Annotated in this window: 25 protein-coding genes; 12 read left to right on the forward strand and 13 right to left on the reverse strand. The window is 62.7% G+C overall.

Annotated features, from left to right (window positions below; translation table 11 throughout):
* Position 1 precedes the first annotated feature (1 nt).
* Positions 2-1,285 (reverse strand): serine hydrolase domain-containing protein, encoded by a 1,284-nt coding sequence (locus IVB05_RS37980; RefSeq protein WP_247781217.1) that lies wholly within the window; start codon positions 1,283-1,285, stop codon positions 2-4.
* Between the two features lie 130 nt (positions 1,286-1,415).
* On the opposite strand from IVB05_RS37980, the gene IVB05_RS37985 reads away from it, so the two are divergent.
* Complete coding sequence (locus tag IVB05_RS37985) at positions 1,416-1,877, forward strand: carboxymuconolactone decarboxylase family protein (RefSeq protein ID WP_247781218.1); 462 nt, start codon at positions 1,416-1,418, stop codon at positions 1,875-1,877.
* Positions 1,878-1,893: 16 nt separating this feature from the next.
* Positions 1,894-2,307: a cupin domain-containing protein gene (locus IVB05_RS37990; RefSeq protein WP_247781219.1), complete on the forward strand. Its 414-nt coding sequence runs from the start codon at positions 1,894-1,896 to the stop codon at positions 2,305-2,307.
* Positions 2,308-2,481: 174 nt separating this feature from the next.
* Here IVB05_RS37990 and IVB05_RS37995 read toward each other — a convergent pair whose 3' ends face one another.
* The 7 genes from IVB05_RS37995 to IVB05_RS38025 form a co-directional block, all read right to left on the reverse strand.
* A complete protein-coding gene (locus tag IVB05_RS37995; protein WP_247781220.1) occupies positions 2,482-3,342 on the reverse strand; it encodes a D-amino-acid transaminase in 861 nt (286 codons plus the stop codon).
* Positions 3,343-3,513: 171 nt separating this feature from the next.
* Positions 3,514-4,245, reverse strand: coding sequence for an amino acid ABC transporter ATP-binding protein (locus tag IVB05_RS38000; RefSeq protein ID WP_214487937.1), 732 nt, complete (start codon positions 4,243-4,245; stop codon positions 3,514-3,516).
* Positions 4,246-4,251: 6 nt separating this feature from the next.
* The gene (locus IVB05_RS38005) at positions 4,252-4,944 is read right to left on the reverse strand and encodes an ABC transporter permease subunit (protein WP_247781221.1); all 693 of its coding nucleotides are present in this window, start codon (positions 4,942-4,944) and stop codon (positions 4,252-4,254) included.
* A 3-nt stretch (positions 4,945-4,947) separates the two neighbouring features.
* Positions 4,948-5,679, reverse strand: coding sequence for an amino acid ABC transporter permease (locus IVB05_RS38010; RefSeq protein WP_247781222.1), 732 nt, complete (start codon positions 5,677-5,679; stop codon positions 4,948-4,950).
* A 78-nt stretch (positions 5,680-5,757) separates the two neighbouring features.
* On the reverse strand, positions 5,758-6,609 hold the full coding sequence (locus IVB05_RS38015; RefSeq protein WP_247787290.1) for an amino acid ABC transporter substrate-binding protein: 852 nt from the start codon (positions 6,607-6,609) through the stop codon (positions 5,758-5,760).
* A 94-nt stretch (positions 6,610-6,703) separates the two neighbouring features.
* Positions 6,704-7,705 (reverse strand): LysR family transcriptional regulator, encoded by a 1,002-nt coding sequence (locus tag IVB05_RS38020; RefSeq protein ID WP_247781223.1) that lies wholly within the window; start codon positions 7,703-7,705, stop codon positions 6,704-6,706.
* Positions 7,705-7,956: a hypothetical protein gene (locus IVB05_RS38025; RefSeq protein ID WP_247781224.1), complete on the reverse strand. Its 252-nt coding sequence runs from the start codon at positions 7,954-7,956 to the stop codon at positions 7,705-7,707. The genes IVB05_RS38020 and IVB05_RS38025 overlap by 1 nt, the downstream gene beginning before the upstream one ends.
* A 172-nt stretch (positions 7,957-8,128) precedes the next feature.
* Here IVB05_RS38025 and IVB05_RS38030 point away from each other — a divergent pair, with 172 nt between their 5' ends.
* The 4 genes from IVB05_RS38030 to IVB05_RS38045 all read left to right on the forward strand — a co-directional run bounded on the left by IVB05_RS38030 (position 8,129) and on the right by IVB05_RS38045 (position 12,722).
* Positions 8,129-9,391: an FAD-dependent oxidoreductase gene (locus IVB05_RS38030; RefSeq protein WP_247781225.1), complete on the forward strand. Its 1,263-nt coding sequence runs from the start codon at positions 8,129-8,131 to the stop codon at positions 9,389-9,391.
* A gap of 180 nt (positions 9,392-9,571) precedes the next feature.
* Entirely contained in the window at positions 9,572-10,543 is a 972-nt protein-coding gene (locus tag IVB05_RS38035; RefSeq protein ID WP_247781226.1) for a tripartite tricarboxylate transporter substrate binding protein, read from the forward strand.
* A 176-nt stretch (positions 10,544-10,719) separates the two neighbouring features.
* Complete coding sequence (locus IVB05_RS38040) at positions 10,720-11,205, forward strand: tripartite tricarboxylate transporter TctB family protein (protein ID WP_247781227.1); 486 nt, start codon at positions 10,720-10,722, stop codon at positions 11,203-11,205.
* Positions 11,206-11,213: 8 nt separating this feature from the next.
* Positions 11,214-12,722 (forward strand): tripartite tricarboxylate transporter permease, encoded by a 1,509-nt coding sequence (locus tag IVB05_RS38045; protein ID WP_247781228.1) that lies wholly within the window; start codon positions 11,214-11,216, stop codon positions 12,720-12,722.
* Between the two features lie 6 nt (positions 12,723-12,728).
* On the opposite strand, the gene IVB05_RS38050 is transcribed toward IVB05_RS38045, so the two are convergent.
* On the reverse strand, positions 12,729-14,114 hold the full coding sequence (locus IVB05_RS38050) for a M20 family metallopeptidase (RefSeq protein ID WP_247781229.1): 1,386 nt from the start codon (positions 14,112-14,114) through the stop codon (positions 12,729-12,731).
* Between the two features lie 184 nt (positions 14,115-14,298).
* On the opposite strand from IVB05_RS38050, the gene IVB05_RS38055 reads away from it, so the two are divergent.
* Entirely contained in the window at positions 14,299-15,687 is a 1,389-nt protein-coding gene (locus tag IVB05_RS38055; protein ID WP_247781230.1) for an LLM class flavin-dependent oxidoreductase, read from the forward strand.
* 112 nt (positions 15,688-15,799) lie between these two features.
* Here IVB05_RS38055 and IVB05_RS38060 read toward each other — a convergent pair whose 3' ends face one another.
* Positions 15,800-17,464 (reverse strand): thiamine pyrophosphate-binding protein, encoded by a 1,665-nt coding sequence (locus IVB05_RS38060; protein WP_247781231.1) that lies wholly within the window; start codon positions 17,462-17,464, stop codon positions 15,800-15,802.
* 45 nt (positions 17,465-17,509) lie between these two features.
* Between IVB05_RS38060 and IVB05_RS38065 the strand changes: the two genes are divergently transcribed.
* The 3 genes from IVB05_RS38065 to IVB05_RS38075 all read left to right on the forward strand — a co-directional run bounded on the left by IVB05_RS38065 (position 17,510) and on the right by IVB05_RS38075 (position 20,657).
* Positions 17,510-17,734 (forward strand): hypothetical protein, encoded by a 225-nt coding sequence (locus IVB05_RS38065; RefSeq protein WP_247781232.1) that lies wholly within the window; start codon positions 17,510-17,512, stop codon positions 17,732-17,734.
* Positions 17,735-18,128: 394 nt separating this feature from the next.
* Positions 18,129-18,854 carry a hypothetical protein gene (locus IVB05_RS38070; protein ID WP_247781233.1) on the forward strand — a complete coding sequence of 242 codons (726 nt, stop codon included), beginning with the start codon at positions 18,129-18,131 and terminating at the stop codon, positions 18,852-18,854.
* Between the two features lie 219 nt (positions 18,855-19,073).
* Positions 19,074-20,657 (forward strand): amidohydrolase family protein, encoded by a 1,584-nt coding sequence (locus IVB05_RS38075; RefSeq protein ID WP_247781234.1) that lies wholly within the window; start codon positions 19,074-19,076, stop codon positions 20,655-20,657.
* 97 nt (positions 20,658-20,754) lie between these two features.
* Here IVB05_RS38075 and IVB05_RS38080 read toward each other — a convergent pair whose 3' ends face one another.
* Together IVB05_RS38080 and IVB05_RS38085 are read right to left on the reverse strand one after the other, a co-directional pair.
* Positions 20,755-21,267, reverse strand: a complete 513-nt coding sequence (locus tag IVB05_RS38080) for a GFA family protein (RefSeq protein ID WP_247781235.1) — start codon at positions 21,265-21,267, stop codon at positions 20,755-20,757.
* Between the two features lie 98 nt (positions 21,268-21,365).
* Positions 21,366-22,490: an alkene reductase gene (locus IVB05_RS38085; protein ID WP_247781236.1), complete on the reverse strand. Its 1,125-nt coding sequence runs from the start codon at positions 22,488-22,490 to the stop codon at positions 21,366-21,368.
* A gap of 106 nt (positions 22,491-22,596) precedes the next feature.
* On the opposite strand from IVB05_RS38085, the gene IVB05_RS38090 reads away from it, so the two are divergent.
* Both IVB05_RS38090 and IVB05_RS38095 read left to right on the forward strand, forming a co-directional pair.
* Positions 22,597-22,977 (forward strand): winged helix-turn-helix domain-containing protein, encoded by a 381-nt coding sequence (locus tag IVB05_RS38090; protein ID WP_247517611.1) that lies wholly within the window; start codon positions 22,597-22,599, stop codon positions 22,975-22,977.
* A 72-nt stretch (positions 22,978-23,049) separates the two neighbouring features.
* The gene (locus IVB05_RS38095) at positions 23,050-23,901 is read left to right on the forward strand and encodes an SDR family NAD(P)-dependent oxidoreductase (protein WP_247781237.1); all 852 of its coding nucleotides are present in this window, start codon (positions 23,050-23,052) and stop codon (positions 23,899-23,901) included.
* Positions 23,902-24,028: 127 nt separating this feature from the next.
* On the opposite strand, the gene IVB05_RS38100 is transcribed toward IVB05_RS38095, so the two are convergent.
* Positions 24,029-24,235: a hypothetical protein gene (locus IVB05_RS38100; protein WP_108519872.1), complete on the reverse strand. Its 207-nt coding sequence runs from the start codon at positions 24,233-24,235 to the stop codon at positions 24,029-24,031.
* Positions 24,236-24,272 lie beyond the last annotated feature (37 nt).

Here is a 24,272-nt window from a genome sequence, read left to right on the forward strand (position 1 = left end):
GTCATTTCTCGAACGCGTCGTAAATCAGCTTCTTGACGTTCACCTGCACATGCAGGCGTCCGGATGGCGCGTTCTGCAGCACGACGAAGAACATGTCCTGCGCGCGGTCGACCACGAGGTAGGCGCCGGTCGCGCCATCCCATTTGATTTCACCGGGCGAGCCTGGCGGCGGCGGCATCGCATTGCCGGGATCGGTGCGGACGCCGAAGCCGTAGCCGAACCCGAAGCCGTCGCCAGGATAATAAAAGTAATTGCTTGCGACGCCCGAGCCCGGGCCGATATGGTCAGTCGTCATCGCCGCAAACGTGGCGGGGCTGAGATAGGTCCTGCCGTCGAGCGAGCCGCCGTTCAGGAGCATTTGCCCGTAGCGCGAGAGATCGGCGACGGTGGAGACCAACCCGCCGCCGCCGGATTCCCATCGCGTGACCTCGAGCGAAGTTCGCTCAACATGCTGGTCCTTGCGCAGCGGCCGGGCATAGCGGCCCCGTTCCGCCGGATCGGTCAAAAAGAATTTAGTCGTCGTCATCCCCAGGGGATCGAACAGTTCCGTCTTTTCGAACTGGTACAGCGACTGCCCGGACGCGACCTCGATCAGGCGGCCGAGCACGTCGATGGAGTGCCCGTAATCCCACAGCGTGCGCGGCTGCTCCGCCAGCGGCAGCCTGGCGATCCGCTCGGCAAATTCGGCGTTGTCGAAATCGCCGAGATAAATGCCGTCATACGCCGCCTTCACTGGTCCTCGCGGACCGTAGAAGCCATAGGTGATCCCCGATGTATGCAGCAGCAAATCCTCGATTGTGACGGGCCGGCGCAACGGCACGAGATCGAGCACAGCCTTGCCGGACTCATCCTTGCGCTCGACGCCGACCTTCATGCCGGCGAAGGACGGAATGTATTTGGCTACGGGATCGTCGAGTTTGATCTTGCCGCGGTCGACCAGCATCATCGCGGCAAAGCTCGTAATGGTCTTGGTGAGCGAATGCAGCGGAAAGATCGCATCCGGCGTCATGTCGATGCCGGCATCGACATTGCGCTTGCCGAACCATTTGAAATAGACCGGTTTGCCGCGGCGCTGGATCAGGATCACGGCGCCCGGAATCTCCCCTTGTGCGACCTGGTCGTTGAGAAAATCGTCGATCCGGGCAAGCTTTTCCGCCGACAACGGCGCGTTCGGCGGCGGGCCGAACTGGGCTGCGGGCAGAGGGGCGCTCAGCAAGACCGATGCGATCATCGCAACCAACGGCATCGTACAGCGGCCTGTCGACACCAACTTGCGCGATAACATCCGCCAACTCCCCCATTGCGTCGGATCACTTTATTGTATCTGGCAACATCGATCCATATCGTGACTATGATTCAGGTCGGAATACACTGACATTCGCCTCAAATTGAAAACGTCCAGAGAGGAGAATTGCATGAAGCCCCGGATGAACTACTACCAGGCTGCGCCTGACACCATCAAAGCGCTCGTCGCGCTCGAAGCCCAGATCCAGGCTTCCGGCCTGGAAAAATCGCTGATCGAGCTGGTCAAGACCCGCGCCTCGCAGATCAACGGCTGCGCTTATTGCATCAACATGCACACCCAGGACGCCCGCAAGCAGGGCGAGACCGAGCAGCGGCTGTATCTGTTGAGCGCCTGGCACGAGTCGCCGCTCTACACCGACCGCGAACGCGCGGCGCTGGCCTGGACCGACGCACTGACACTGATTGCCGAAACGCATGCCCCTGACGATCTCTACGAAGACGTGCGCGCCCACTTCTCGGAAGCGGAGACGGTCAATCTGACCATGCTGATCGGGGCTATCAATGCCTGGAACCGGCTGGCGATCGCTTTTCGCGCGGTACACCCGGTCAAGGCCAAGGCAGCGGTGGCTTAAAGGCGAGGAGGCTGACATGACAATAACGATGGGTCGTGTGGCAGCGATGGCCGTGGTTGCGCTGGCGATTGCCGCTGCACCGGCGGCTTACGCCGAAGGCGATAAGGTAACGCTGGTTCGTTCGGAGAAACTTCCGAATGTGCCCGGCAAGAGTCTGACCGCAGTCGTGGTCAACTACGCGCCGGGCGGCAAGTCGGCCAGCCATCATCACGCCGGCAGCGTGTTCGCCTATGTGCTGTCGGGCAGCATCCGTTCGGAAAATTCGGCGACAGGCCCGGCGCGCGTCTACGAGGCGGGCGAAAGCTTCTTTGAGCCGCCCGGCAGCGAGCATCTCGTCAGCGAGAATGCGAGCACGACGGAGCCCGCAAGCCTGCTCGCGATTTTCGTTGCCGATGACGGCGCGCCACTGACGACGTTCGAGAAGAAGTAAGGGCTGGTGCGGCGGCGAACCGCGCGCACCACACACTCCGCTGTCGTGCCCCGCGTAGGCGGGGCATCCAGTACGCCGCGGCTTCTCGGCTCAAATGCTGACGTCTCTGGAATACTGGATCGCCCGCCCCTGTGCGCAATTGCGCACAAGGCGGGCATGACGCCGCCCTCAGGCTTACACCGCCGTCGCCTTGGCGAACTCGACATAGATCTCGCGCAGCCGGTTGGTCATCGGGCCGGGCTTGCCGTCGGCGACCGTTTTGCCATCGATCGACACCACCGCCTGCACGAATACGCTGGCGCTGGTGACGAAGGCTTCCTTGGCGGCCAGCGCTTCCTCGACCGAAAACGCCCGCTCCTCGACGCGAAGCTGGCGTTCTTCGGCGAGCGCAACCACGGCCTTGCGGGTGCAGCCGGGCAGGATCGCGCTGCCGTTCTGCCGCGTCACGATCACGTCGTCCTGGGTCAGGATAAAGCACGACGACGAGCCGCCCTCGGTCACCTTGCCGTCCTCGATCATCCAGGCCTCGCCGGCGCCGGCCACAGCCGCAGCCTGCTTGGCCAGCACCTGCGCCAGCAGCGCCACGCTCTTGATGTCGCGCCGCGCCCAGCGCAGATCGGGCACCGTGATCACCTTGATGCCGGTTCTGGCCGAGGGCGCGTTGATGATGTCCTTTGTGGACGTAAACATGATCAGCGTCGGCTTGACGTCGCCCTTGGGGAACGCGAAGTCACGTCCGGTATCGGCGCCGCGTGTCACTTCCAGATAGACCATGCCGTTGGCTAGATTGTTGCGCTTGACCAGCTCCTGCTGGATCTCCTGGATGCGCGCCGTGGTTTCCGGTAAGGCCAGTTCGATCTCGCCGACCGAGCGCTCCAGCCGCGCTAGATGCGAGGCATTGTCGATCAGCTTGCCGTCGAGTACGGCGGCGACCTCATAGATGCCGTCGGCAAACAGGAACCCGCGGTCGAGGATCGAGACCTTCGCCTCTGAAAGTGGCACGAACGAACCATTGACGTAAGCGATCTGTTCCAAAGTAGAGTCTCCTGTAGGAAAGCAAAGTGGTTGTGGCGGACGCTATGCGCAATGACGCGGAACCCTTGCCACCGTCATTGCGAGGAGCGTAGCGACGAAGCAATCCATACTTTCAGTGTGGCGCTATGGATTGCTTCGCTTCGCTCGCAATGACGGTGATAGACGGTCACCTCAATGCGACAGAATCTTCGACAAGAATTTCTGCGCGCGCTCGCTGCGGGGGCTACCGAAGAAATCGGTCTTCAGCGCATCCTCGACGATCTCGCCCTTGTCCATGAAGATCACGCGATTGGCGACCTTGCTGGCAAAGCCCATTTCGTGGGTGACGACCATCATGGTCATGCCCTCGTGGGCGAGATCGACCATGACGTCGAGCACCTCGCTGATCATTTCGGGATCGAGCGCGGAAGTCGGCTCGTCGAACAGCATCGCGATCGGATCCATGGCGAGAGCGCGCGCAATCGCCACGCGCTGCTGCTGGCCGCCGGACAGTTCGGCCGGGTATTTGTTCGCATGCACCGTCAACCCCACGCGCTCGAGCAGCTTTTCGCCCTTGGCCATGGCCTCGCCATGCGAGCGGCCCAGCACCTTCTCCTGCGCCAGGCACAGGTTTTCGATGATGCGCAGGTGCGGAAACAGCTCGAAGTGCTGGAACACCATGCCGACGCGGGCGCGCAGTTTCGGCAGATCGGTCTTGGGATCGTTGACCTTGATGCCGTCGAGAATAATCTGGCCTTCCTGGAACGGCTCCAGCGCGTTGACGCATTTGATCAGCGTCGACTTTCCCGAGCCCGACGGGCCGCAAACCACCACGACCTCGCCCTTGGCGACGCTGGTGGTGCAGTCCTTCAGCACCTGGAAGGTCGGCCCGTACCATTTATTGACGTGGCTGATTTCGATCATGGGTTCTCACCGAACAATAGCAATGCGTGCCTGCAGGCGTCGGACGCCATAGGACGCGACACAGGAAATCACGAAATAGACCACCGCCGCGAACAGGTACATCTCGACCAGCCGTCCGTCGCGCTGCGCCACCTTGCTGGCGGCGCCGAGGAAATCCGGGATCGACAGCACGTAGACCAGCGAAGTGTCCTGGAACAGCACGATAGTCTGGGTCAACAGCACCGGCAGCATGTTGCGGAACGCCTGCGGCAGCACAATGTAGCGCATGGACTGGCTGTAGGTCAGGCCGAGCGCGCTTGCGGCCGCGGGCTGCCCCTTGGAAATGGACTGGATGCCGGCACGCATGATCTCGGAGAAGTACGCCGCCTCGAACATGATGAAGGTGACGAGCGAAGAGGTGAACGCGCCGACGCGTATCGGCCGCGACGCGCCCGTCAGCCATTGCCCGATATAGGGCACCAGGAAATAGAACCAGAAGATCACCAGCACGAGCGGCAGCGAGCGCATGAAGTCGACATAGAGCCCGGCGATGCGGCCCATCAGTCTGTAGCTCGACAACCGCATCAGCGCGATCATCGTGCCGAAGACCAGACCGCCCAGTGCCGACAGCCCGGTCAACATCAGCGTAAAGCTCATGCCGTCGAGGAACAGATAGGGCAGCGAGCGGCGGATAACGTCGAAATCGAGGTTGTCGAACATGGCCTATTTCCCCGTGATATAGCCGGGGATCGCCAGGCTGCGTTCGAGGAAGCGCATGCCGGTGACGACGATGATGTTGATCGCGAGATACATCACGGTCGCGGCGGTGAAGGCCTCGAACACCTGGAACGAGAATTCCTGCATCGCCCGCGCCTGGCCGGTCAGTTCGATCAGGCCGATGGTGATCGCGACGGAAGTATTCTTCACGGTATTGAGAAACTCGGAAGTGAGCGGCGGCATGATGATGCGGAACGCCATCGGCAGCAGCACATAGCGATAGCCCTGCGCCGTCGTCAGCCCGAGCGCGGTCGCCGCCTGCTTCTGCCCGCGCGGCAGCGAGGCGATACCTGCGGCGAGCTGCACGGCGACGCGCGCCGACATGAACAGCCCCACCCCGATCGCCGCCGTCCAGAACGGCGCGTTGGGGAGCTGCTTCATCCACAACCCCGCGGCGCGCGGCAACAGTTCCGGCAGCACGAAGAACCAGAGAAAGAGCTGCACCAATAGCGGCATGTTGCGGAAGAATTCGACGTAGCCAAAGCCAACCCAGGATGCCGTCTTCGACGGCAGCGAGCGCAAGATGCCGATGATCGTGCCGAAGATCAGCGCAATGACCCAGGCAAGAAGAGCCGTCTCGATGGTCAGCACCAGGCCCGACACCAGCATGTCGAGATAATTGCCGGCCCCAGTCGGGTTCGGCTCGAAGAAGATGTGCCAGTTCCAGTTATAGTTCACGGGCCCCTACCGTCCACCGTGTCGCCGCATAAAGTACGCCCATGCAATGGCCGGGCCATTGCATGGGCGCGGGAACGCTTACTTATACGAATCCGGATCCGGCGAGTCCGACGGCTTGGCGAACTCGTTCTTGAGTTCGGAGCTGATCGGAACGTTGAGATTCAGGTTCTTGGGCGGGATCTTCTGCGTGAACCACTTGTCGTAGATCTTCTGGCCCTCGCCGCCCGTGTAGAGCGCCGCAGTCGCGGCATCGACCACCTTCTTGAAGGCCGGATCGTCCTTGCGCAGCATGATGCCGTAGGGCTCGGGCTTGGAGAACGCATCCTTGGAGATCACATAATCATCCGGCGCTTTCGAACCGGCGATCAGGCTCGCCAGCAGGATGTCGTCCATCACGAAGGCCACCGCGCGGTCGGTCTCGACCATCAGGAACGCCTCGGCGTGATCCTTGGCCGGGATGATGTTGATGTTGAGGCTGCGCGCGCCGTTGGCCTCGGTGAGCTGCTTGATGTTGGTGGTGCCGGCGGTGGAGACCACCGACTTGCCCTTGAGGTCGTCGATCGAATTGATCTTGCCCGCCTTCTTGGTGACGTAGCGGCTCGCAGTCAGGAAGTGGGTGTTGGTATAGGCGATCTGCTTCTGGCGCTCGGCATTGTTGGTGGTCGAGCCGCATTCGAGATCGATGGTGCCGTTGGCGAGCAGCGGGATGCGGGTCGACGACGTCACCGGATTGAGCTTGACCTCGAGCTTGTCGAGCTTGAGCTCCTTCTTCACGGCATCGACGATCTTGTAGCAGATGTCCATGGCGTAGCCGATCGGCTTCTGGTTGTCGTCAAGATAAGAGAACGGAATGGACGAGTCGCGGAAGCCGAGCGTGATGGCGCCGGTGTCCTTGATGTTCTTCAGCGTCCCGGTAAGTTCCTGCGCCATTGCCGGCCCGGCGCACAGGACGCCGGCGAGCAGATAGCCGAAAATTTGACGATTTTTCACGTAACTTCTCCCTTAAAAGGTTGCGGATGATTGCTCATCCGCCCGAACTCGACAACTTGCCGGGTAGCTTACGAAGTAACTTGTCAGATGGTTTCGTCGGCGGTCTCGAACCAGTCTTCGCAAGACCGCCCCCGGCGTGCGCGGCACTATACCTGCACAATTCGGACCAAAACAGATTTAGCGCCCGTTGACCATCATGCATTCGACCCCTGAATGCGACTAAAGACAAAGGCAACGCCCATTTGTCGCCGCCGATCGGGGTCAGCCGCTTTCGGCCATAAGCGGCCACGGTGCCCTCGGTCAACCAGGCGATGCCCCGGCCGCCGAGCGCCATCCCGCAGAGCACATCGGACATATCGCTTTCGATCACCCGCACGCCGGAAATGGGGGCATTCTCCAGGATGAGATCGACCAGCCGGGCGAAATAGACGCCGGGCGAATACATCAGAAGCGGCGCCGGATGCGACGCCCGCCCGGGCAGCGACGCGCCTCCCTTCGCCACCAGCGCTTCGCTGGCATAGGGCCGCAGGAATTCTGTGCCGAGCGTCACACGTTCGTAAAGATCCGGATCGAGATGGATCGGCTGCTGCGCGTGATGGTAGCAGATCATCAGGTCCACATTGTCTGACACCAGCGAGGTGACGAGATCGTGGATGTTGCCCACCACCACCGAACAGCTCAACCGCCGCTCCTGTGACCAGGCCTGCCACCAATGCGGCAGCCGTGCGGTGGCCATCGCGAACGGCAAGGCGATGCGGATATGTTCGTTGCGGTGAAGCGGCTTGCCGCCAAGCTCGCCGCGGCTGTCGAGCATCTGCCGCAGCAACTCGCCGGCATGTTCACGGAAACGCTCGCCTTGCGGCGTGAGCTGCGTCGGGTAGACACTGCGGTCGATCAAGTCGAAGCCGAGCCAGGCCTCCAGCGACTTGATCCGTCGGCTGAACGCCGCCTGAGACGTGTTTCGTTTCTCGGCGGCGCGGGTAAAATTGCCGGTCTCGGCCACCATCAGAAAATCCTGAAGCCAGCGAAGCTCCATCATGCTCCCCGCTTTGATGCAGGCCGCGGCCGCCGCGCGGCCGCAAAGCCCGCCTCGGGGCAGCGCAAGGCCGCGGACGCCAGCCAGCGTTGGTTCTCGATACGCAATGTGAAGCCCCATGCCGGGAAACGTAGCGGATCGGCCGGCAGGCTGGCCAATGCAAGCTTTGCATCGCCACACCCCGCCGTTATCAGCGCGACAATCCCGATGATTCCTTGCCCAGTCATATAAGCCGGCTCGCGCTCACCCATGAGGTCCCGCCTTCATTAGCCTGCCACGCCGCGGGCAGGTTATGCAAATTTTGCATCATGCAGACTTGGCATCAATGGCGGCGTCCGGGGGCCTTAACCTGGTGCGCGACAACCCTTCGCCCGATCGGTTCTCGCGTTTCGATCGGACGATCACCCAAGACGAGACCTAGAGATGAAAATCTGTGTACTGGGCGCCGGCGTTATCGGACTGACGACCGCATGGTGCCTTGCCGAGGCCGGGCACGACGTCATCATCGTCGACCGGCATGCTTCCACCGCGAAGGACGCCAGCGCCGCCAATGGCGGCCAGCTCTCTTACGCGTTCGTGGCGCCGCTGGCGTCTCCGGCAACCTTGCTGAAGCTGCCATCGCTGCTGCTGTCGCCGAATTCGCCGATGCGCATCCGCGCCGGCCTCGATCCTGCCCTGATTTCCTGGGGCACGCGATTCCTGCTCGCCTGCCGGCCGACAGCGGTGCGCGAGACCATTGCAGCGCAGCTCGCACTCGCCGCCCTGAGCCGGAGCGAGCTGGCGCGGATTTCCCACAGCTTGATGCTTTCGTTCGGGCTGCGAACCGCCGGCAAGCTTGTGGTGTTCCGCAGCCGGAGGCAATTCGACGCGGCGCGGCGCGCGATCACCGGAGAGACCGGCGAGGACGGCCAGCAGGTGTTGACGCCGGCCGAATGCCTGGCGCTGGAGCCTGCGCTCAGGCTTGACGCCGCCAAACTCGCAGGCGGCATCTTCACGGCTTCCGAACAGATCGGAGATTGCGCGGCGTTCTGTGCGGGGCTTACGTTCCGCCTGAGACGGCAACGCAATGTCGAATGGTTGCTCGGCACGGACGTGATCGGTCCGGTTCGCTCCGGCGGGCGGCTTGTCGCGGTCGAGATCAACAAGGGGCATGTGCAAGCAGAGCAGTTCGTCCTGTGTATGGGCGCGGCATCGAGCGCATTTGCGAGAGCGTGCGGATTCTATCTGCCGATCTATCCGCTCAAGGGTTACAGCATCACCCTGACACCGCCGCCCGATGCGCGCGTCATGAGGCACAGCGTGACGGATATGGAACGCAAGCTGGTATTCGCCCCGCTCGCACGCGATGGACACACGGCGATCAGGATCGCCGGCATCGCCGATCTCGAAAGCAGCAACACGACGATCGACACCAGACGCGTCGACATCCTGCGCCGCGCTTCGGCGGAGCTGCTCGGCATCGACGCCGCCGGCGACGTCAAGCCATGGTGCGGGCTTCGTCCCGCGACGCCGGACAGTCGGCCGATCATCGGCTGCTCGCCACTCGATGGCCTCTTCATCAACTCAGGCCACGGCATGCTCGGCTGGACGCTGGCCTGCGGCAGTGCGCGACTGACGGCCGATATGATCGATCGCAAGCCGGAGGCCAGCGAGGTGAGCGCGTTTACCCTGCGCCGCGCGGCATAAATTCCGTACCTCGGGAGGCCGCGGCAGACTAATTGTCGCACGTCGCGTTTCCAGCCGGCCGCGGCGTCGCCCGTCGCAGTCAATATGCTTTTCTTCTCAGGCGATTTCGGGGAAGATCGACCCCAGAAAAAGAAGATAAGCGCGCCTCCCCGTCAATGAGGCCGCAGGGGAGTGTTCGATATGTCCAGAGCTCGCCGTTTGACGTTCGCCGTCGCCGCCGTTGGCATGCTGATTTCAGCAGCCGCCGGCGCGCAGGAATATCCCACCAAGCCGATCACGCTGATCGTCCCGTGGCCCGCGGGCGGCTCGACCGATATCTCGATGCGGGCGCTCGCCGAGAGCGCTTCCAAGGTGCTCGGACAGCCGATCGCCATCGACAACAAGGCCGGTGGCAGTGGCACCGTCGGCCCTGCCACCATGGCAGCAGGCGCCAGGCCCGACGGCTACACCATCGCCCAGATCCCGATCACCGTGTTCCGCCTGCCCTTGATGCAGGAAGTCTCCTGGAATCCGGACAAGGACTTTACCTATATCATCCACCTCACCGGCTACACCTTCGGTGTCACCACCAGCGCGGAGTCGCCGTTCAAGACCTGGAAGGACGTTGTCGATTACGCCAAGCAGAATCCCGGCAAGGTGACCTATGCCACCCCGGGCGCCGGCACGTCGCTGCATATCGGCATGGAGCAGATCGCCGGCATGGCCGGCATCAAGCTGACGCAGGTGCCTTTCAAGGGCGGCGCGGAAACCAATGCCGCGGTGCTGGGACAGCATACCATGCTGCAAGCGGACTCGACCGGCTGGCGGCCGCTGGTCGACGCCGGCAAGCTGCGGCTATTGATGGTGTGGACCTCGGCGCGCTCGCCGAACTATCCCGATGTGCCGACGCTGAAGGAGCTCGGCTACCCCATGGTCTATGACTCCCCGTTCGGCATCGCCGGCCCCAAGGGGATGGACCCGAAGATCGTCGCCAAGCTGCACGACGCCTTCAAGAAGGCGCTGGACGATCCGGCTGTGATCGCCACGCTGGCCAAATTCGACATGGTGCCCAGTTACAAGAGCACCGAGGACTACAAGAAGTTCGTCGTCGAGGTCACCGAGTCCGAGCGCAAGGTGGTCGACAAGCTCGGGCTGGCGAAGAAGACGAACTGAATCGCCGTGTCCCGGACGCGACGCACCGCGCAAGCGCTGCTTCGCAGAACCGGGACCCATCTAGCCGCAGACACATGGGTCCCGGCTCTGCAGCGCATCACCATAGCGCGTCAAGACGCGCGTAAACGCGCTAATGGTGCAGCGCAGCGTCCGGGGAATGGCTGAGAGAGTAATCGATGAGTAACGACAGCGACGTCAAATTCCGCCTCAACAATTCCGAACTTTGGGGCGGGCTGATCGGGCTTGCGCTCGGCGGGTTCGTGATCTGGTCCGGGCTCAAGCTGAAGCTCGGCACCATCAACGACCCCGGCTCCGGGTTCGTGCTGTTCTATACCGGCATCCTGATGTGCCTGTTCGCCGCCTCGATCATCATCGCCGCATTGACCGAGGGCGGGCCGACCTTTGGCTCGCGCTGGGTGAACACGCGCTGGACCAAGCCGCTGCTGGTGATCGTCTGCCTCATCGCTTTCTCCTTCGCCCTCAATCCGCTCGGCTTTCTGCTGTCCTCAATTCCGCTGATGTTGCTGCTGTTGCGCGTGGTCGACCCGGTCCGCTGGCCGCTGGCCGTTCCGGTTGCCGTGCTGGTTCCGCTCGGCATGTGGTGGGTCCTCAAACGCCTGCTCCTGATTCAACTGCCTTCGGGCATCTTCGAAATCGGCTGACCCGCACCATGGACACACTCATCAATGTCGCGCATGGCTTCGGCGTCGCCCTTCAACCCGTCAACCTGATCTACTGCTTCATCGGCGTCTTCATCGGTACGCTGGTCGGGGTGCTGCCGGGCATCGGCCCGATCTCGGCGATGTCGCTGCTACTGCCGATCACGCTGTCGGGAACGCCGGAGTCCGGCATCATCATGATGGCCGGCATCTATTACGGCTCGATGTATGGCGGCTCCACCACCTCGATCCTGGTCAACATTCCCGGCGAGGCTGCTTCCGTCGTCACCTGTATCGATGGCCACCAGATGGCCAAGCAGGGCCGCGCGGGACCTGCGCTCGGCATCTCCGCATTCGGCTCGTTCTTCGCCGGCACCTTCGCGCTGATCGCGCTGATGCTGGTGGCGCCCAAGCTCGCCAGCGTCGCGATCGCTTTCGGTCCGGCCGAATATTTCAGCCTGATGGTGCTCGGCCTTGTGGTCCTCACCTTCCTGACGCAGGGCTCAATGGCGAAGGCGTTGCTGATGGCCTGCATCGGCATCGTGCTCGGCGTGATCGGGCTCGACAGCATTACCGCGCAACCGCGCCTGACCTTCGGCCGCCTGGAACTGATCGACGGCATCGGCCTCGTCCCCGTGGTGATGGGCCTGTTCGGCGTCGCCGAAGTCCTGTTCAACACCGAGCAGGTCATCAAGCGCGACGTCATCAACACGAAGATCACGCACCTGTTGCCGAGCCGGGAGGACTGGAAAGCCAGCGCCGGCCCGATGTCGCGCGGAACGATCCTTGGATTCTTCCTCGGCATCCTGCCCGGTGGCGGCGCAGTGATCTCGTCGTTCGCGTCCTATGCGCTGGAGAAGCGGCTGTCGAAAACGCCGGAACGCTTTGGCCATGGCGCGATCGAGGGTGTGGCGGGACCCGAAGCCGCCAACAACGCCGCGGCCGGCGGCGCCTTCATTCCGCTGATGACATTAGGCATTCCGCCAAACGTGGTGATGGCGCTGTTGCTCGGCGCTTTCGTCATTCACGGCCTGCAGCCCGGCCCGCTGATGATCACGCAGAACCCCGGCCTGTTCTGGGGCATCGTCGCCAGCATGTATATCGGCAATCTGATGCTGCTGGTGCTGAACCTGCCGATGATCGGCATGTGGGTGCAGCTCCTCAAGCTGCCCTACAACATCCTGTTCCCGCTGATCATCCTGTTCACCATCATCGGCGTCTATTGCTCCAGCAACAACGTGTTCGATGTCTATGTGATGATCGCGTTCGGCATTATCGGCTATTTCATGCGCAAGCTCGGCTACGAGCCGGCGCCGCTGGTGCTGGCCTTCGTGCTGGGGCCGATGCTGGAGAACAACCTGCGCAAGTCGCTGATCCTGTCGCAGGGCGACCTGATGACCTTCATCGAACGGCCGATCTCGGCCGTCTGCCTGGCGTTCGCAGTCGTGCTGTTGATCGGCCCGTTGCTGCCGGCGCTACGCAAGAAGCGCGAGATGGTCGCGCTGGACGAAGGGGTGTGACCGCAGCTAGAACGCCCGCTTCTTCTCGCCGAGATCCCAGAACAGCCCCGCCATGATGGCGAGCGCCTCTTCTGTCACCGGCAGAAGAATGTGTTCGTCCGGCGCGTGCTGCGAGCAGCCGGGATAGGAATGCGGCACCCAGATCGTCGGTAACCCCAACCCTTCGGCGAACACGTCGTTCGGCAGCGAACCGCCGAAATTCGGCAGGATCGCCGGCGCCTTGCCGGTGGTCTGCAGGATCGAGTTCGCCGTCCAGTTCACCCAGGGACTGTCGACATCGGTACGCGAAGCCGCGAAGCGCTGCGCGCCGCTGACCTCCACCATCGAAAAGCCGTTGGCATGCAAATGCGTGCGCACGGCGTCGACGACCTCTTCATATCTGGTGCCGACGACGAAGCGAAGCTGCAGCACGGCATTGGCGCGGCCGGGAATCGCGTTGGCCGGCTTCTCGATATTGCCTGACGACATCGCCAGGACTTCCAGCGTATTCCAGGCAAACAGCCGCTCGGCCGGCGACAATCCCTCCTCGCCCCATTCGGGCGCCAGCGCCGGCTCGTCGGCGGTCGGCTCGATCTTCACATCCGCGAGCGCCGCGCGCACCGCGTTCGAGATCCGCGGCGGCTTGAGCGCCTCGAGCTTCATCCGCCCCTTGCCGTCGACGAGGCTCGCGATGGCGTTGCAAAGGATCGTCGCGGGATTGGCGAGGACGCCGCCCCAATTGCCCGAATGGTTTCCGCCCTCGCGCAGGTTGACATCGAGATGGATGCGGTTGCCGCCGCGGCAGCCGAGGAAGATGGTCGGCCGGTCGGCTGAAAGCCGTGGTCCGTCGGAAGCCAGGAACAGATCGGCCTTCAGCTCCTCGCGATGGGCTTCGCACACCTGCCGCAGATCGGGCGAACCGATCTCCTCGCCGGTCTCGATGATGAATTTGACGTTGAAGCCGAGCTTGCCGCCGCGGGTCTCGCGCACGGCGCGCAATGCCGCGAGATTGATGCTGTGCTGCCCCTTGTTGTCGGCGGTGCCGCGGCCATAGACGCGCTCGCCTTTGGTCGTGGCTTTCCAGGGATCGAGATTGTCGCGCCATTCGCCTTCCATGCCGTCGACGACATCGCCATGGCCATAGGTGAGCACGGTCGGCAACGAGGCATCCTCGCGATAATCGGCCAGCAGATACGGACCCTTGCCGCTCGGCGATTCGATCAGGCGGGTGGAGAAATCGAGCGCGGCGAAGGCGGGCTGGAGGTCATCGACGAGATAGGCGCGCAACGCCTCGCCGCTGCCGGGGTTCTGGCTTTCGGTCCGATAGCCGACCCTGCGGCCGAGCTCGGCGAGAAACGCGCCGGAATTCAGATGCTCACGTACCCGCGCAATCGCGTCGGCTCTATCAGCCATATTTCTTTCCCTTGTTCGCAAACGTGTGGAGCGCAACCTATCGGGATAAGCCGCCCGCTGGAAGTGGTACGGCTACCGAATGAGGCCTTGCTAAAAACAGCGAGGATGCAACAATTTCGGGCAACAGCCCGGCGTTTAACCGGGCGAATGCGCAGGGAACCCTGCACGCACCGAGGTTCGCGTCATGACAAAACAAATCCGGCTCAATGCCTTCGCCATGAACTGCGTGGCGCATCAATCGCCGGGGCTCTGGACCCATCCGCGCGACCGCACGCTGGGCTACAACCGCCTGCCCTACTGGCTCGACCTGGCGAAGACGCTGGAGCGCGGCCGGTTCGACGGGCTGTTTCTCGCCGATGTGCTCGGCGTCTACGACGTGTTCGGCGATAGCCCCGACGCCGCGCTGCGCAATGCCGCGCAGACGCCGGCGAACGAGCCCCTGATGCTGATCCCGGCGATGGCGGCGGTGACGCAAAATCTCGGTTTTGGCGTCACCAGCAATCTCTCGTTCGAGCCGCCCTACCCGTTTGCCCGACGGATGTCGACGCTCGATCACCTGACCGAAGGCCGGATAGGCTGGAACGTGGTGACCGGCTATCTCGACTCGGCCGCGCGCGGCGCCGGCAAGGACAAACAGACCGCGCATGACGACCGCTACGAGATCGCGGATGAATATATGGAGCTGGTCTACAAGCTCTGGGAAGGAAGCTGGGAGGACGACGCCGTTCTGCGCGACCGCGCGCGCGGCATTTTCGCCGACCCTTCCAAGGTGCATCGCATAGAGCACGAGGGAAGCAACTACCGGCTCAACGCCATTCATCTCAGCGAGCCATCGCCGCAACGAACGCCGGTGCTGTATCAGGCCGGCACCTCGCCGCGCGGACGGCAGTTCGCCGCAGAGCATGCCGAATGCGTGTTCATGTCGGGCCCGTCGGCCAGGATCATCGGCCCACGCGTGGCGGCGATCCGCGCGCTGGCGAAGGAGATCGGGCGCAATCCGGCCGAAATCCTGATGTTCTCCATGATGACGATCATTCTCGGCCGCACCGAGGCCGAGGCGAAAGCAAAGTACGCCGACTATCGCCGCCACATCGCGCCCGAGGGCGCGCTGGCCTTGATGTCGGGCTGGATGGGTATCGATTTCTCGGGCTACAACCTCGACCAGCAGGTGCGCCACGTCCAGAACGATGCCGGGCGCACCGCGCTCGACAACGTCACCCGCGCCGATCCTGATAGGGTGTGGACCGTGCGCGAGGTCGTCGAGCACGTCGGCATCGGCGGCGCCGGGCCGGTCGTGGTCGGCACGCCGGAGAAGGTCGCCGACGATATCGAGGCCTGGTTCGAGCAGACCGATGTCGACGGCCTCAACGTTGCGTTTGCTACCTCGCCCGGCGATTTCGAGGATATCGCAGACATGCTGGTGCCGGAGTTGACGAAGCGCGGGCGCTACAAGAGCGCGTATGCGGAAGGAACGCTGCGCGAAAAACTGTTCGGTGCCGGGCGCGCGCGGTTAACGGAGCAGCATCCGGCGACAAGGTATCGCGTGAAGCCACGCGCTGCGGCGGCGGAGTAACTTGTAGGGTGGGCAAAGGCGCACTTCGCGCCGTGCCCACCACCTATCCACATCGCTAATCTGAATGGTGGGCACGCTTCGCTTTGCCCACCCTACGATTTCGCAATGACGATCAATTCACCGAATTGCTCACGACCACCTCGATCAGCTTCGCGCCGGGGCGGCTGAAGGCGGATGACAATACGGACTTCAACTGGGCAGGATCAGTGACCCGTGTCGCCTCAAGCCCCAGCGACTTCGCCACTCCCGTAAAGTCCACCGGCGGATCAATGAAATCCATACCGACATAATGATCGTCGTCGTGGAAGGCGAGCAGCCGCTGCTTGATGATGCGATAGCCGCCATTGTTGACGATCACGAATGTCAGCGGCAGCTTGTGGTTCGCCGCCGTCCACAGCGACTGGATCGAGTACATCGAGCTGCCGTCGCCGGAGTAGCACACGACCGGCCGATCCGGGTTGGCGAGGCTGACGCCGACGGACGCCGGCAATCCCCAGCCGATGCCGCCCGAAGCGAGCGCGTGATAGCCGTAGCGGTCGCGATGCGGGCGTAGCGCGATGATCTGCCGCGATGAGGTCAGTCCCTCGTCGACCAGGATCGCATTATCAGGCATCGCCTCGACCACCTGCAATGCCAGCCAGTCCGGATCAATCGGCGAGGTTTTGCCCGCTTTCGATATCTGTTCGACCAGCGGCCTGCGCCGGGCCGTCCAGTTCTTCGACGCCAGCGCATCCAGCCCCCGTCTCGCCCGCACTTCGAGCGCACCGCCGCCCGCGGCCTTCAACGCCGGCACCAGCGCGCGCAGCGTCTCCCTCACATCGGCCTTGAGCGCGATGTCGACGCCGTAATTCCTGGCGAGGTCGTGATCGACCAGGCCGATCTGAACGATCGACAGCCCATCCGGCAGCGGGTCCGTCTCGCTGTAGACCGACATCCGCAGCGGATCGCCGCCGAGCGCGATGATGAGGTCGTAAGGCGCCAGCGTCTCGCGGGCAAGCTTCTGGATGCGTGCCAGCGCGCCCATGAAGCACGGGCTTTCGGACAGGAAATGCGCGCCGTAGGGCGTTGAAGACTGATACGCCGGACAGCCCAGCGTTTCCGCAAGTTGCGCCGCCTCCTGCAAGGCATCGCTCTTGACGATCTCGTCGCCGACGATGATCACGGGCCGCTCGGCCTTGAGGATGCGTGCAGTCAGCGCCTGCAGCGATTCGTCCGCCGGTTTGACGCGGGTATCGATCCGGGTCGAGCGGCCGAGTTCGATGCCGGCCTCGGCATTGAGGATGTCGCCCGGCAGCGAGATGAAGACCGGCCCGGTCGGCGGCGTGGTCGCGATCTTGGCGGCGCGGCGCACGATGCGCGGCAGGTCTTCCAGCCGCGTCACTTCGACCGCCCATTTCACCAGCGGCTGCGCCATCTGCACCAGCGGACCGTAAAGCACCGGCTCGGTCAGGCCATGGCCCTGCTCCTGCTGGCCCGCCGTCAGGATCAGGGGCGTGCCGGTGAAGCTTGCGTTGTAGAGCGAACCCATCGCGTTGCCGAGGCCTGGCGCGACATGGACGTTGCAGGCGACGAGCTTGCCCGAGGCGCGGCTGAAACCGTCGGCCATGGCGACGACGAGGCTTTCCTGCATCGCCATCACATAGGTGAGGTCGGGATGGTCCTTCAGCGCATGCATGATCGGCAGCTCGGTGGTGCCGGGATTGCCGAACAGATGCGTGACGCCCTCGTCTTTCAGCAGTGCAAGGAATGCGGAGCGGCCGGTGATTTTGTTCTTCATGTCTCCTCCTGCCCGCCGGTCCGTTGGCCTGCGGGATGGAGGCAGATGACCAAACTTCAACAACGCGCGCAATGGAGGGAGGTCATGGCTGCCCTGCGCGGCCACGCCCGCGTCCCGGACGCGGCGCAGATACTCTTCGGCGGTACACCGCAGGCCCAGATACAAAATCGCGAAAACAACCCCATGCAAAGTAGAATGAGCCTGGGCGCGCAGCCCTCAGGCCGCTTGCGTCCGGGGCACGAGATGGTCCGTCGTCACGGCCCAACCTAATCTCATCCTGCCCTAGGGCTTTCTTTAGAAGACTTTCAAAACCTCGCTGACCTGGAGCGGTCGACCGACTGGCTAAAGGAAGTAGATCAAGCAGAGTATAAGGGCCCACTAAACGAGTTCAGCAGCTACAATTGCTGGAACAAGAAAGGCCGCACTAGCCTCGCTTGTTCCAAATTTCGAAGTCGGAGAATCGAAGCCGTCCTCCTCCCACGTTGTGATCTGCAACGAAGACCTTCTAGCCGCGCAAATCGGAACTATCGACGAGGCAATTCAAGTGCATCCACCGGGATGGCCGGCTGAATCGCTGGAGCCTTGGATGATGAGAACCGAGGTTCAAGTCGATCCGGTCTTAAGGGCAATGGCTAATCCAAACGATCTAGATGAGGAGTGACCGTTGCCAATTGCCTTTGACGTTCGGCTCATGCAGAGCGACTTAACTGCTTTTGCCAAGGCCAGTTCGAAATTTCTTGCGAACACCAATCGTTTAACTGAGTTGCAAGCGCAATTGGCAACGGCCGTGACGAATGCAAGACAGGGAGATGGAAAGGTACAATGGAACACGAACCACGGCGGGACCGATCAACCGGTTAAAACGCGTCCTAGCACCAGTTATCGTAGCCACGGCACGTCAGCGAAACCTCTTGTTGCCGAAATCTCTTTCAATCTCGTAGGCGTGCTATCGGAAGACGATGATAACCGACTAATTGTTTCGTCCGGGGGTACATGCATCAAATTGATGTGGGCGGAGGACAATCCCAATTGCACCGAATGCCATTTTGACATTCACCCCAATAAAATTGGACATCCAACATTGCATACTCAGTTCATAGGTGAGGTCAAAGAACTCCCTCGACTAATTTCTTTCTTTGCTCATCCGCTGGATATTGTTGAGTTCATACTGATGGAAGTCTTTCAGGATCGCTGGCGGCGCGTGCGAGCAGGTGTTACCTGCAAGACGCAGTTGCATAACTACCCAGTGAACCAACGTACTCGCTTGATTGCTGTTCTGCAGACGTACACCGGCTGGCTTCAAGCCGGCGACGCTCCACTAGTAAGCTTGCAGATGACCCCCGATCCCTTTTTTGATCTCTATCCTCATGAGACGCGACCACAATTTTAGTTGCGACTATCACCTTGAATCTTATTGTCGCTTCACCAAAATGGTACACACAGCACACGCAACACTGACGACTAATTCCGCTGCGGTTCCCTCGGGCGCTCGCGCTCTTTTTTCCAATAGGCCGCGCCGGCGCCGCGTCCAATGCTAATTTTGCATTGGATGATGCAGATCACGAGAGCTACGCTGACAAGCGCCCGCCCTCGCGCCGGAGATTCCAGAATGAACCGCAAATCGGTCCTGCTAGCCGCCATGTCACTTGGACTCATGCTCAATCACGGAGCATCCGCGGCGGATGCGGCCGACCTCGTCATCAGCGGCGGGACCATCTACACCGGTGGCGACGAGGCGCCATTCGTGGGCGATATTGCGGTCACCGCAGACAAGATCGTCTATGTCGGCCCCCATGCCGGCGCACCGACCGCAAAAGCGAGCATCGACGCAAAGGGCATGATTGTCGCGCCCGGATTCATCGACGTTCACACCCATCCGGAGAGCTTTATCCGCTCGCCCGATGCGGCCAAACGCCTGAACGCGCCGTGGCTGATGCAGGGTGTTTCAACCACATTCATTGGCGTCGATGGCAGGGGGATACCCGATGTCGCAGCCGATCACGCACAGTTCGAAGCGCAGAAGATCGGCACCAACATTGTCAGCTATGTCGGTTTTGGCGCCGTCCGCGAGGCGGTACTGGGCCAGGACGCCCGCGCGCCAACGCCTTCCGAACTGGAGCGCATGAAGGCGCTCGTCGCCAAGGGAATGTGCGAGGGCGCCATCGGCCTTTCCGCCGGTCTGTTCTACGCGCCGCAGAGTTTCGCCAAAACGGACGAGGTGGTGGCACTGGCCAGGGAGGCCGCCCGGCGCGGCGGCGTCTACGACACCCACCAGCGCGACGAAAGCTCTTATTCCATCGGCCTCATGAACTCGGTCAAGGAGGTGCTGCAAATCGGCCGCGAAGCCGAAATCCCCGTGCATTTCGCGCACCTCAAGGCGCTTGGCATCGATCTGCAAGGCCAGACCCCGGAAGTGATCCGCCTGATCGTCGAGGCGCGAGCGACCGGTCAGAGGGTGACCGCCGACCAGTATCCGTGGCTGGCGTCGAGCACCAGCCTCGACGCAGCCCTGGTGCCGCGCTGGGCGGTCGATGGCGGCTATGCGGCGATGATCCGGCGCTTCGACGACCCGGCAACGATGGCCAAGATTCGCGGTGAGATGATCGAGAATTTGCGCCGCCGTGGCGGCGCGGAATCGATCCTGCTGACCAGCGTCGAGCGGCCCTGGACCGGCAAGCGGCTTTCGGAGATGGCGGACGCATGGAAGATCGAACCGATCGACGCCGCCATCCGAATTCTCCGAGCCAATGTCAGAGATTCGATCGCCTCGTTCAACATGATCGACAGCGACGTCGACCTCGTCATGAAGCAGCCATGGATCGTCACCGGTTCGGACGGCACCGATGGCCATCCCCGCCAATACGCCACCTTTCCGCGCAAATACGCGGTCTATGTGCAAGAGCGGCAAGTCATCGACCTCAGGACTTTCATCCGCCAATCGACCGGCCTGTCGGCCGACATCTTCAAGCTCGATCGACGCGGTTACCTGCGGACCGGCTATTTCGCTGACGTCGTGGTGTTCGACCCTGCCGGCTACGCCCCCAAGGCCGACTATGTGCGCCCCCGCGAATTGACCGTCGGCGTGCAAACCCTGCTGGTCAACGGCGCGCCGGCCGTTCAGGACGGCAAACTGACCGCCGTCGCCGCCGGCCGCGCGCTCAAGCACACGCCGACGCCGGGGACTTGTCCCTAAAGCGCGATGCGATTGGGTTGAATCGTCATCGCGCTTTGGCTCCTTGTTTGAGCATGATCTTTTCGGAAAACCGCTCCACACTTTTCCGGATCATGCTCTAGACCATCCCCTCACGATCGGCACGCTTCTTCTTTTTCGAGCGCTGCCAGACCACGCCGGGATATCCCTTCAACGGCACCAGCGGTTCGCCGGTGTAGGCCCACTCCTGCAATTCCTCGATCGCGATGTGATAGAACGGTTGCCGCCCGGTGCGGCCCGAAAACAGCGCGCGGGGGATGTTGACCATGTGCGGCGAGCGCGGACGCTCATAGGCGATCGGCGTGCCGCAGTGCGAGCAGAAGCTGCGTACGGTTTTGGTCGCCTTATCCTCGTAGCGCGTGAGGCTGGCCTCGCCCCTGGTGATACGAAAACGCTTGCGCCAGCTTCCGATGTAGGTCGCATACGCCGCGCCGTGCGCGCGGCGGCTCGACGGCGAATGATCGTGCCAGGCCCAGCGCGCCGGCACGTCGATCTCGAAGGCGACCTTGCCGCACAGGCATTGGCCGGCGGCGGGCTTGCCGAGCGCAACGGCCTTGGTTTTCTTCTTCTCGAATTCCTCTTCCGGAAACATGATCGAGCCCTTGTAGCCCGGATGAGCGAAAGCGACATCCGGGAACGCTGTTGATACCGGCCCCGGATCTCGCTTCGCTCATCCGGGCTACGATCTATTTACGCCTGCTCCAGTTCGTTATGCTCCGGATAATCCGTATAGCCCGCCACGTCGCCGCCATAGAACGTCGCGCGGTTGTAGGGCGTCAGCGGAAAACCGCGTTGCAGGCGGCGCGGCAGGTCCGGATTGGAAATGAAGATGCGGCCGAACGCGACCGCGTCGGCATGGCCATCCCGGATCGCGGCATTCGCGGTCTCGCCGGTGAAGCCGCCGGCAGCGATCAGAACGCCCTTCCAGATCGGACGAAACAGAACCATCGCCGAAGGGACATTCTGATGATTGACCTCGGCGCGGCCGGCTCCGGAGGAGCGCGGCTCGATGAAATGCAGGTAGGCGAGGCCAAGCGGATTGAGTTGCTCAACAGCATACGTGTAGAGCGGCATCGGGTCCGGCTCGCCGCTGCCATTGGCGACGCCATAGGGCGACAGCCGCACGCCGACGCGATCCGCGCCCCACACGTCCACCACCGCCTGCGTGACTTCCATCAGGAAGCGCACGCGGTTCGGAATCGAGCCGCCATATTGGTCGGTGCGAAAATTGGTGTGCGACTGCAGGAACTGCTCGATCAGATAGCCATTGGCGCCGTGCACCTCGACACCGTCGAAGCCGGCCGCAAGCGCATTCTTCGCCGCCTGCCGGTAGGCGTCGACCACCAGAGGGATTTCCGACGTCTCAAGGGCGCGCGGTGTCTCATAAGGTACCGCCTTGCCGTCCGCGGTCGCTGTTCTCAGGTCAGCGATCGGCACCGCCGATGGCGCCACCGGCAACACACCGCCCGGCTGGAACGAGGAATGCGAGACGCGTCCGACATGCCAGAGCTGCAGAAAAATGATTCCGCCCCTGGCGTGAACGGCGTCGACCACTTCGCGCCAGCCCGCGATCTGCTGCTCGGTATAGATGCCGGGCACGCCGGGGCTGCCGAAGCCCGTTTCCGTCACCGGCGAGGCTTCGGCGATCAGCAACCCGCCCGGCGTCGCGCGCTGCGCGTAATACTCGGCGTTCAACAGCCGCGGGGCGAGCGAGGGTTTTGCCGCCCGCATCCGTGTCAACGGCGCCAACGCGAGACGATGATTGAGCTGATAGGGGCCGACCTTGAGTGGCGAAAACAGCGATGGATAATTCATGTCTATTCCAGAACCCCGTGTTGATACGGATATGTAACCGCTTCAGCTTGTTCGTAAAAGGTTTGGGACGCAACGTGTAGCCTCGAAGCGAGTGAGCACATCTTCCATGCAAAAACCGAACGGCAAGCCCCATCCTTCGCTCAGCGTCCGCATCGATATCGACGCCGGGGGGCGTATCGGTCCCGGCAAGATCGAGTTGCTCGAAACGATCCATCGAAGCGGTTCGATTTCCGCCGCCGGCCGCGCCATGGAAATGTCCTACAAGCGGGCCTGGGATCTGGTCGACGAGATCAACCGCATCTGCCGTCAGGCCGCCGTGGAGCGGCAGACCGGCGGCAAGAACGGCGGCGGCGCCGTACTGACGCCGTTCGGCCGCTCGCTGGTCGCGCGTTACCGCAAGATCGAGCGCACCGCGACAAGCGCGGCGCGCAAGGAGTTGCAGGCATTGCGATCCGATATCGGCCGGGCGAAGAAACGCGCGGGCTGATAAGAGGCGGAAAGTATGCGATAACTGGACGCGCTGAGGTCGCCCCTCCCCAAGCAGTCCAGGAAACTTTGCATGCCCCATCCCGCCATGTCGCCGAACAATGTTGCCGTGATCACCGGAGGCGCGTCCGGCATCGGGCTTGCCGCCGCCACACGCTTCGCCGCCATCGGCATGAAGGTCTGCATCGCAGATATCGGGGCTGACCGGCTCGCCGAGGCTGCCGCCACACTGGCGTCGGTCGCGAAGGGCGGCGCTGCCGATATCATGACCGCGGCCGCCGATGTCAGCCGCTTCGACGACGTAGCCGGCCTGGAAGCCGCGGTGCAAAAGCGGTTCGGCGGCACCGACATCCTGATGAACAATGCCGGCATCGGTCCCGACAGCACCAGCCTTGGTCCGCTGGAGAACTGGCAGCGTATCCTCGCCGTGAACCTGTGGGGCGTCATTCACGGCACGCAGGCTTTTGCACCTCACATGGTTGAACGCGGGCGGCCCGGTCTCATCATCAACACCGGTTCCAAGCAGGGCATCACGACGCCGCCCGGCAATCCCGCCTACAACGTCTCGAAGGCCGGCGTGAAAGCGCAGACGGAGGCGCTGCAGCACGAATTGCGGAACATACCGGGCTGCAGGATCAGCGCGCATCTGATGATCCCCGGTCACGTCTTCACCGCGCTCACCGCGCGCGGCCGCACCGAGAAGCCGCCCGGTGCCTGGACGGCCGAGCAGACGGTCGATTTCATGGTCGCGCGCATCGATGCCGGCGATTTCTATATTCTCTGCCCGGACAATGACGTGCCACGGCCGCTCGACGAACGGCGCATGCTGTGGGCTGCCGGCGATATCGTGGAAAATCGCCCCGCGCTGTCGCGCTGGCATCCGGACTACGCGGATGCGTTTGCGAGGTTTGTGAAGGGGGAATGAGCGGGCGGTCACCGCGAGCACAGTTCGTAGGGTGGGCAAAGGCGCGCTTGCGCCGTGCCCACCATCACGCACTCCGCAAGGAATGGTGGGCACGCTTCGCTTTGCCCACCCTACAAACCGCGAATCCCTACAGCGTCACCTGCTTGTCGCCGCATTGCTTGCAGACGTATTTGACGCGGGTTGCACCCTTTTCCGCCTGGACACGGTTCGGCGCGCCGCATTTGCCGCAGACGGCTTCGATCCGGGTGTTGCCCTGCTTGACGACGAGGGCCTTCTTTTCCATCGTCTCGCGGATCAGGCGCTCGGCCTCCTCGCGCATCGCTTGTTTCGACATCGGCCTGTCCCGTCATGAACCGTTACGGCGGCGGTCT

Source organism: Bradyrhizobium sp. 170, assembly GCF_023101085.1.
Taxonomy (GTDB): Bacteria; Pseudomonadota; Alphaproteobacteria; order Rhizobiales; family Xanthobacteraceae; genus Bradyrhizobium.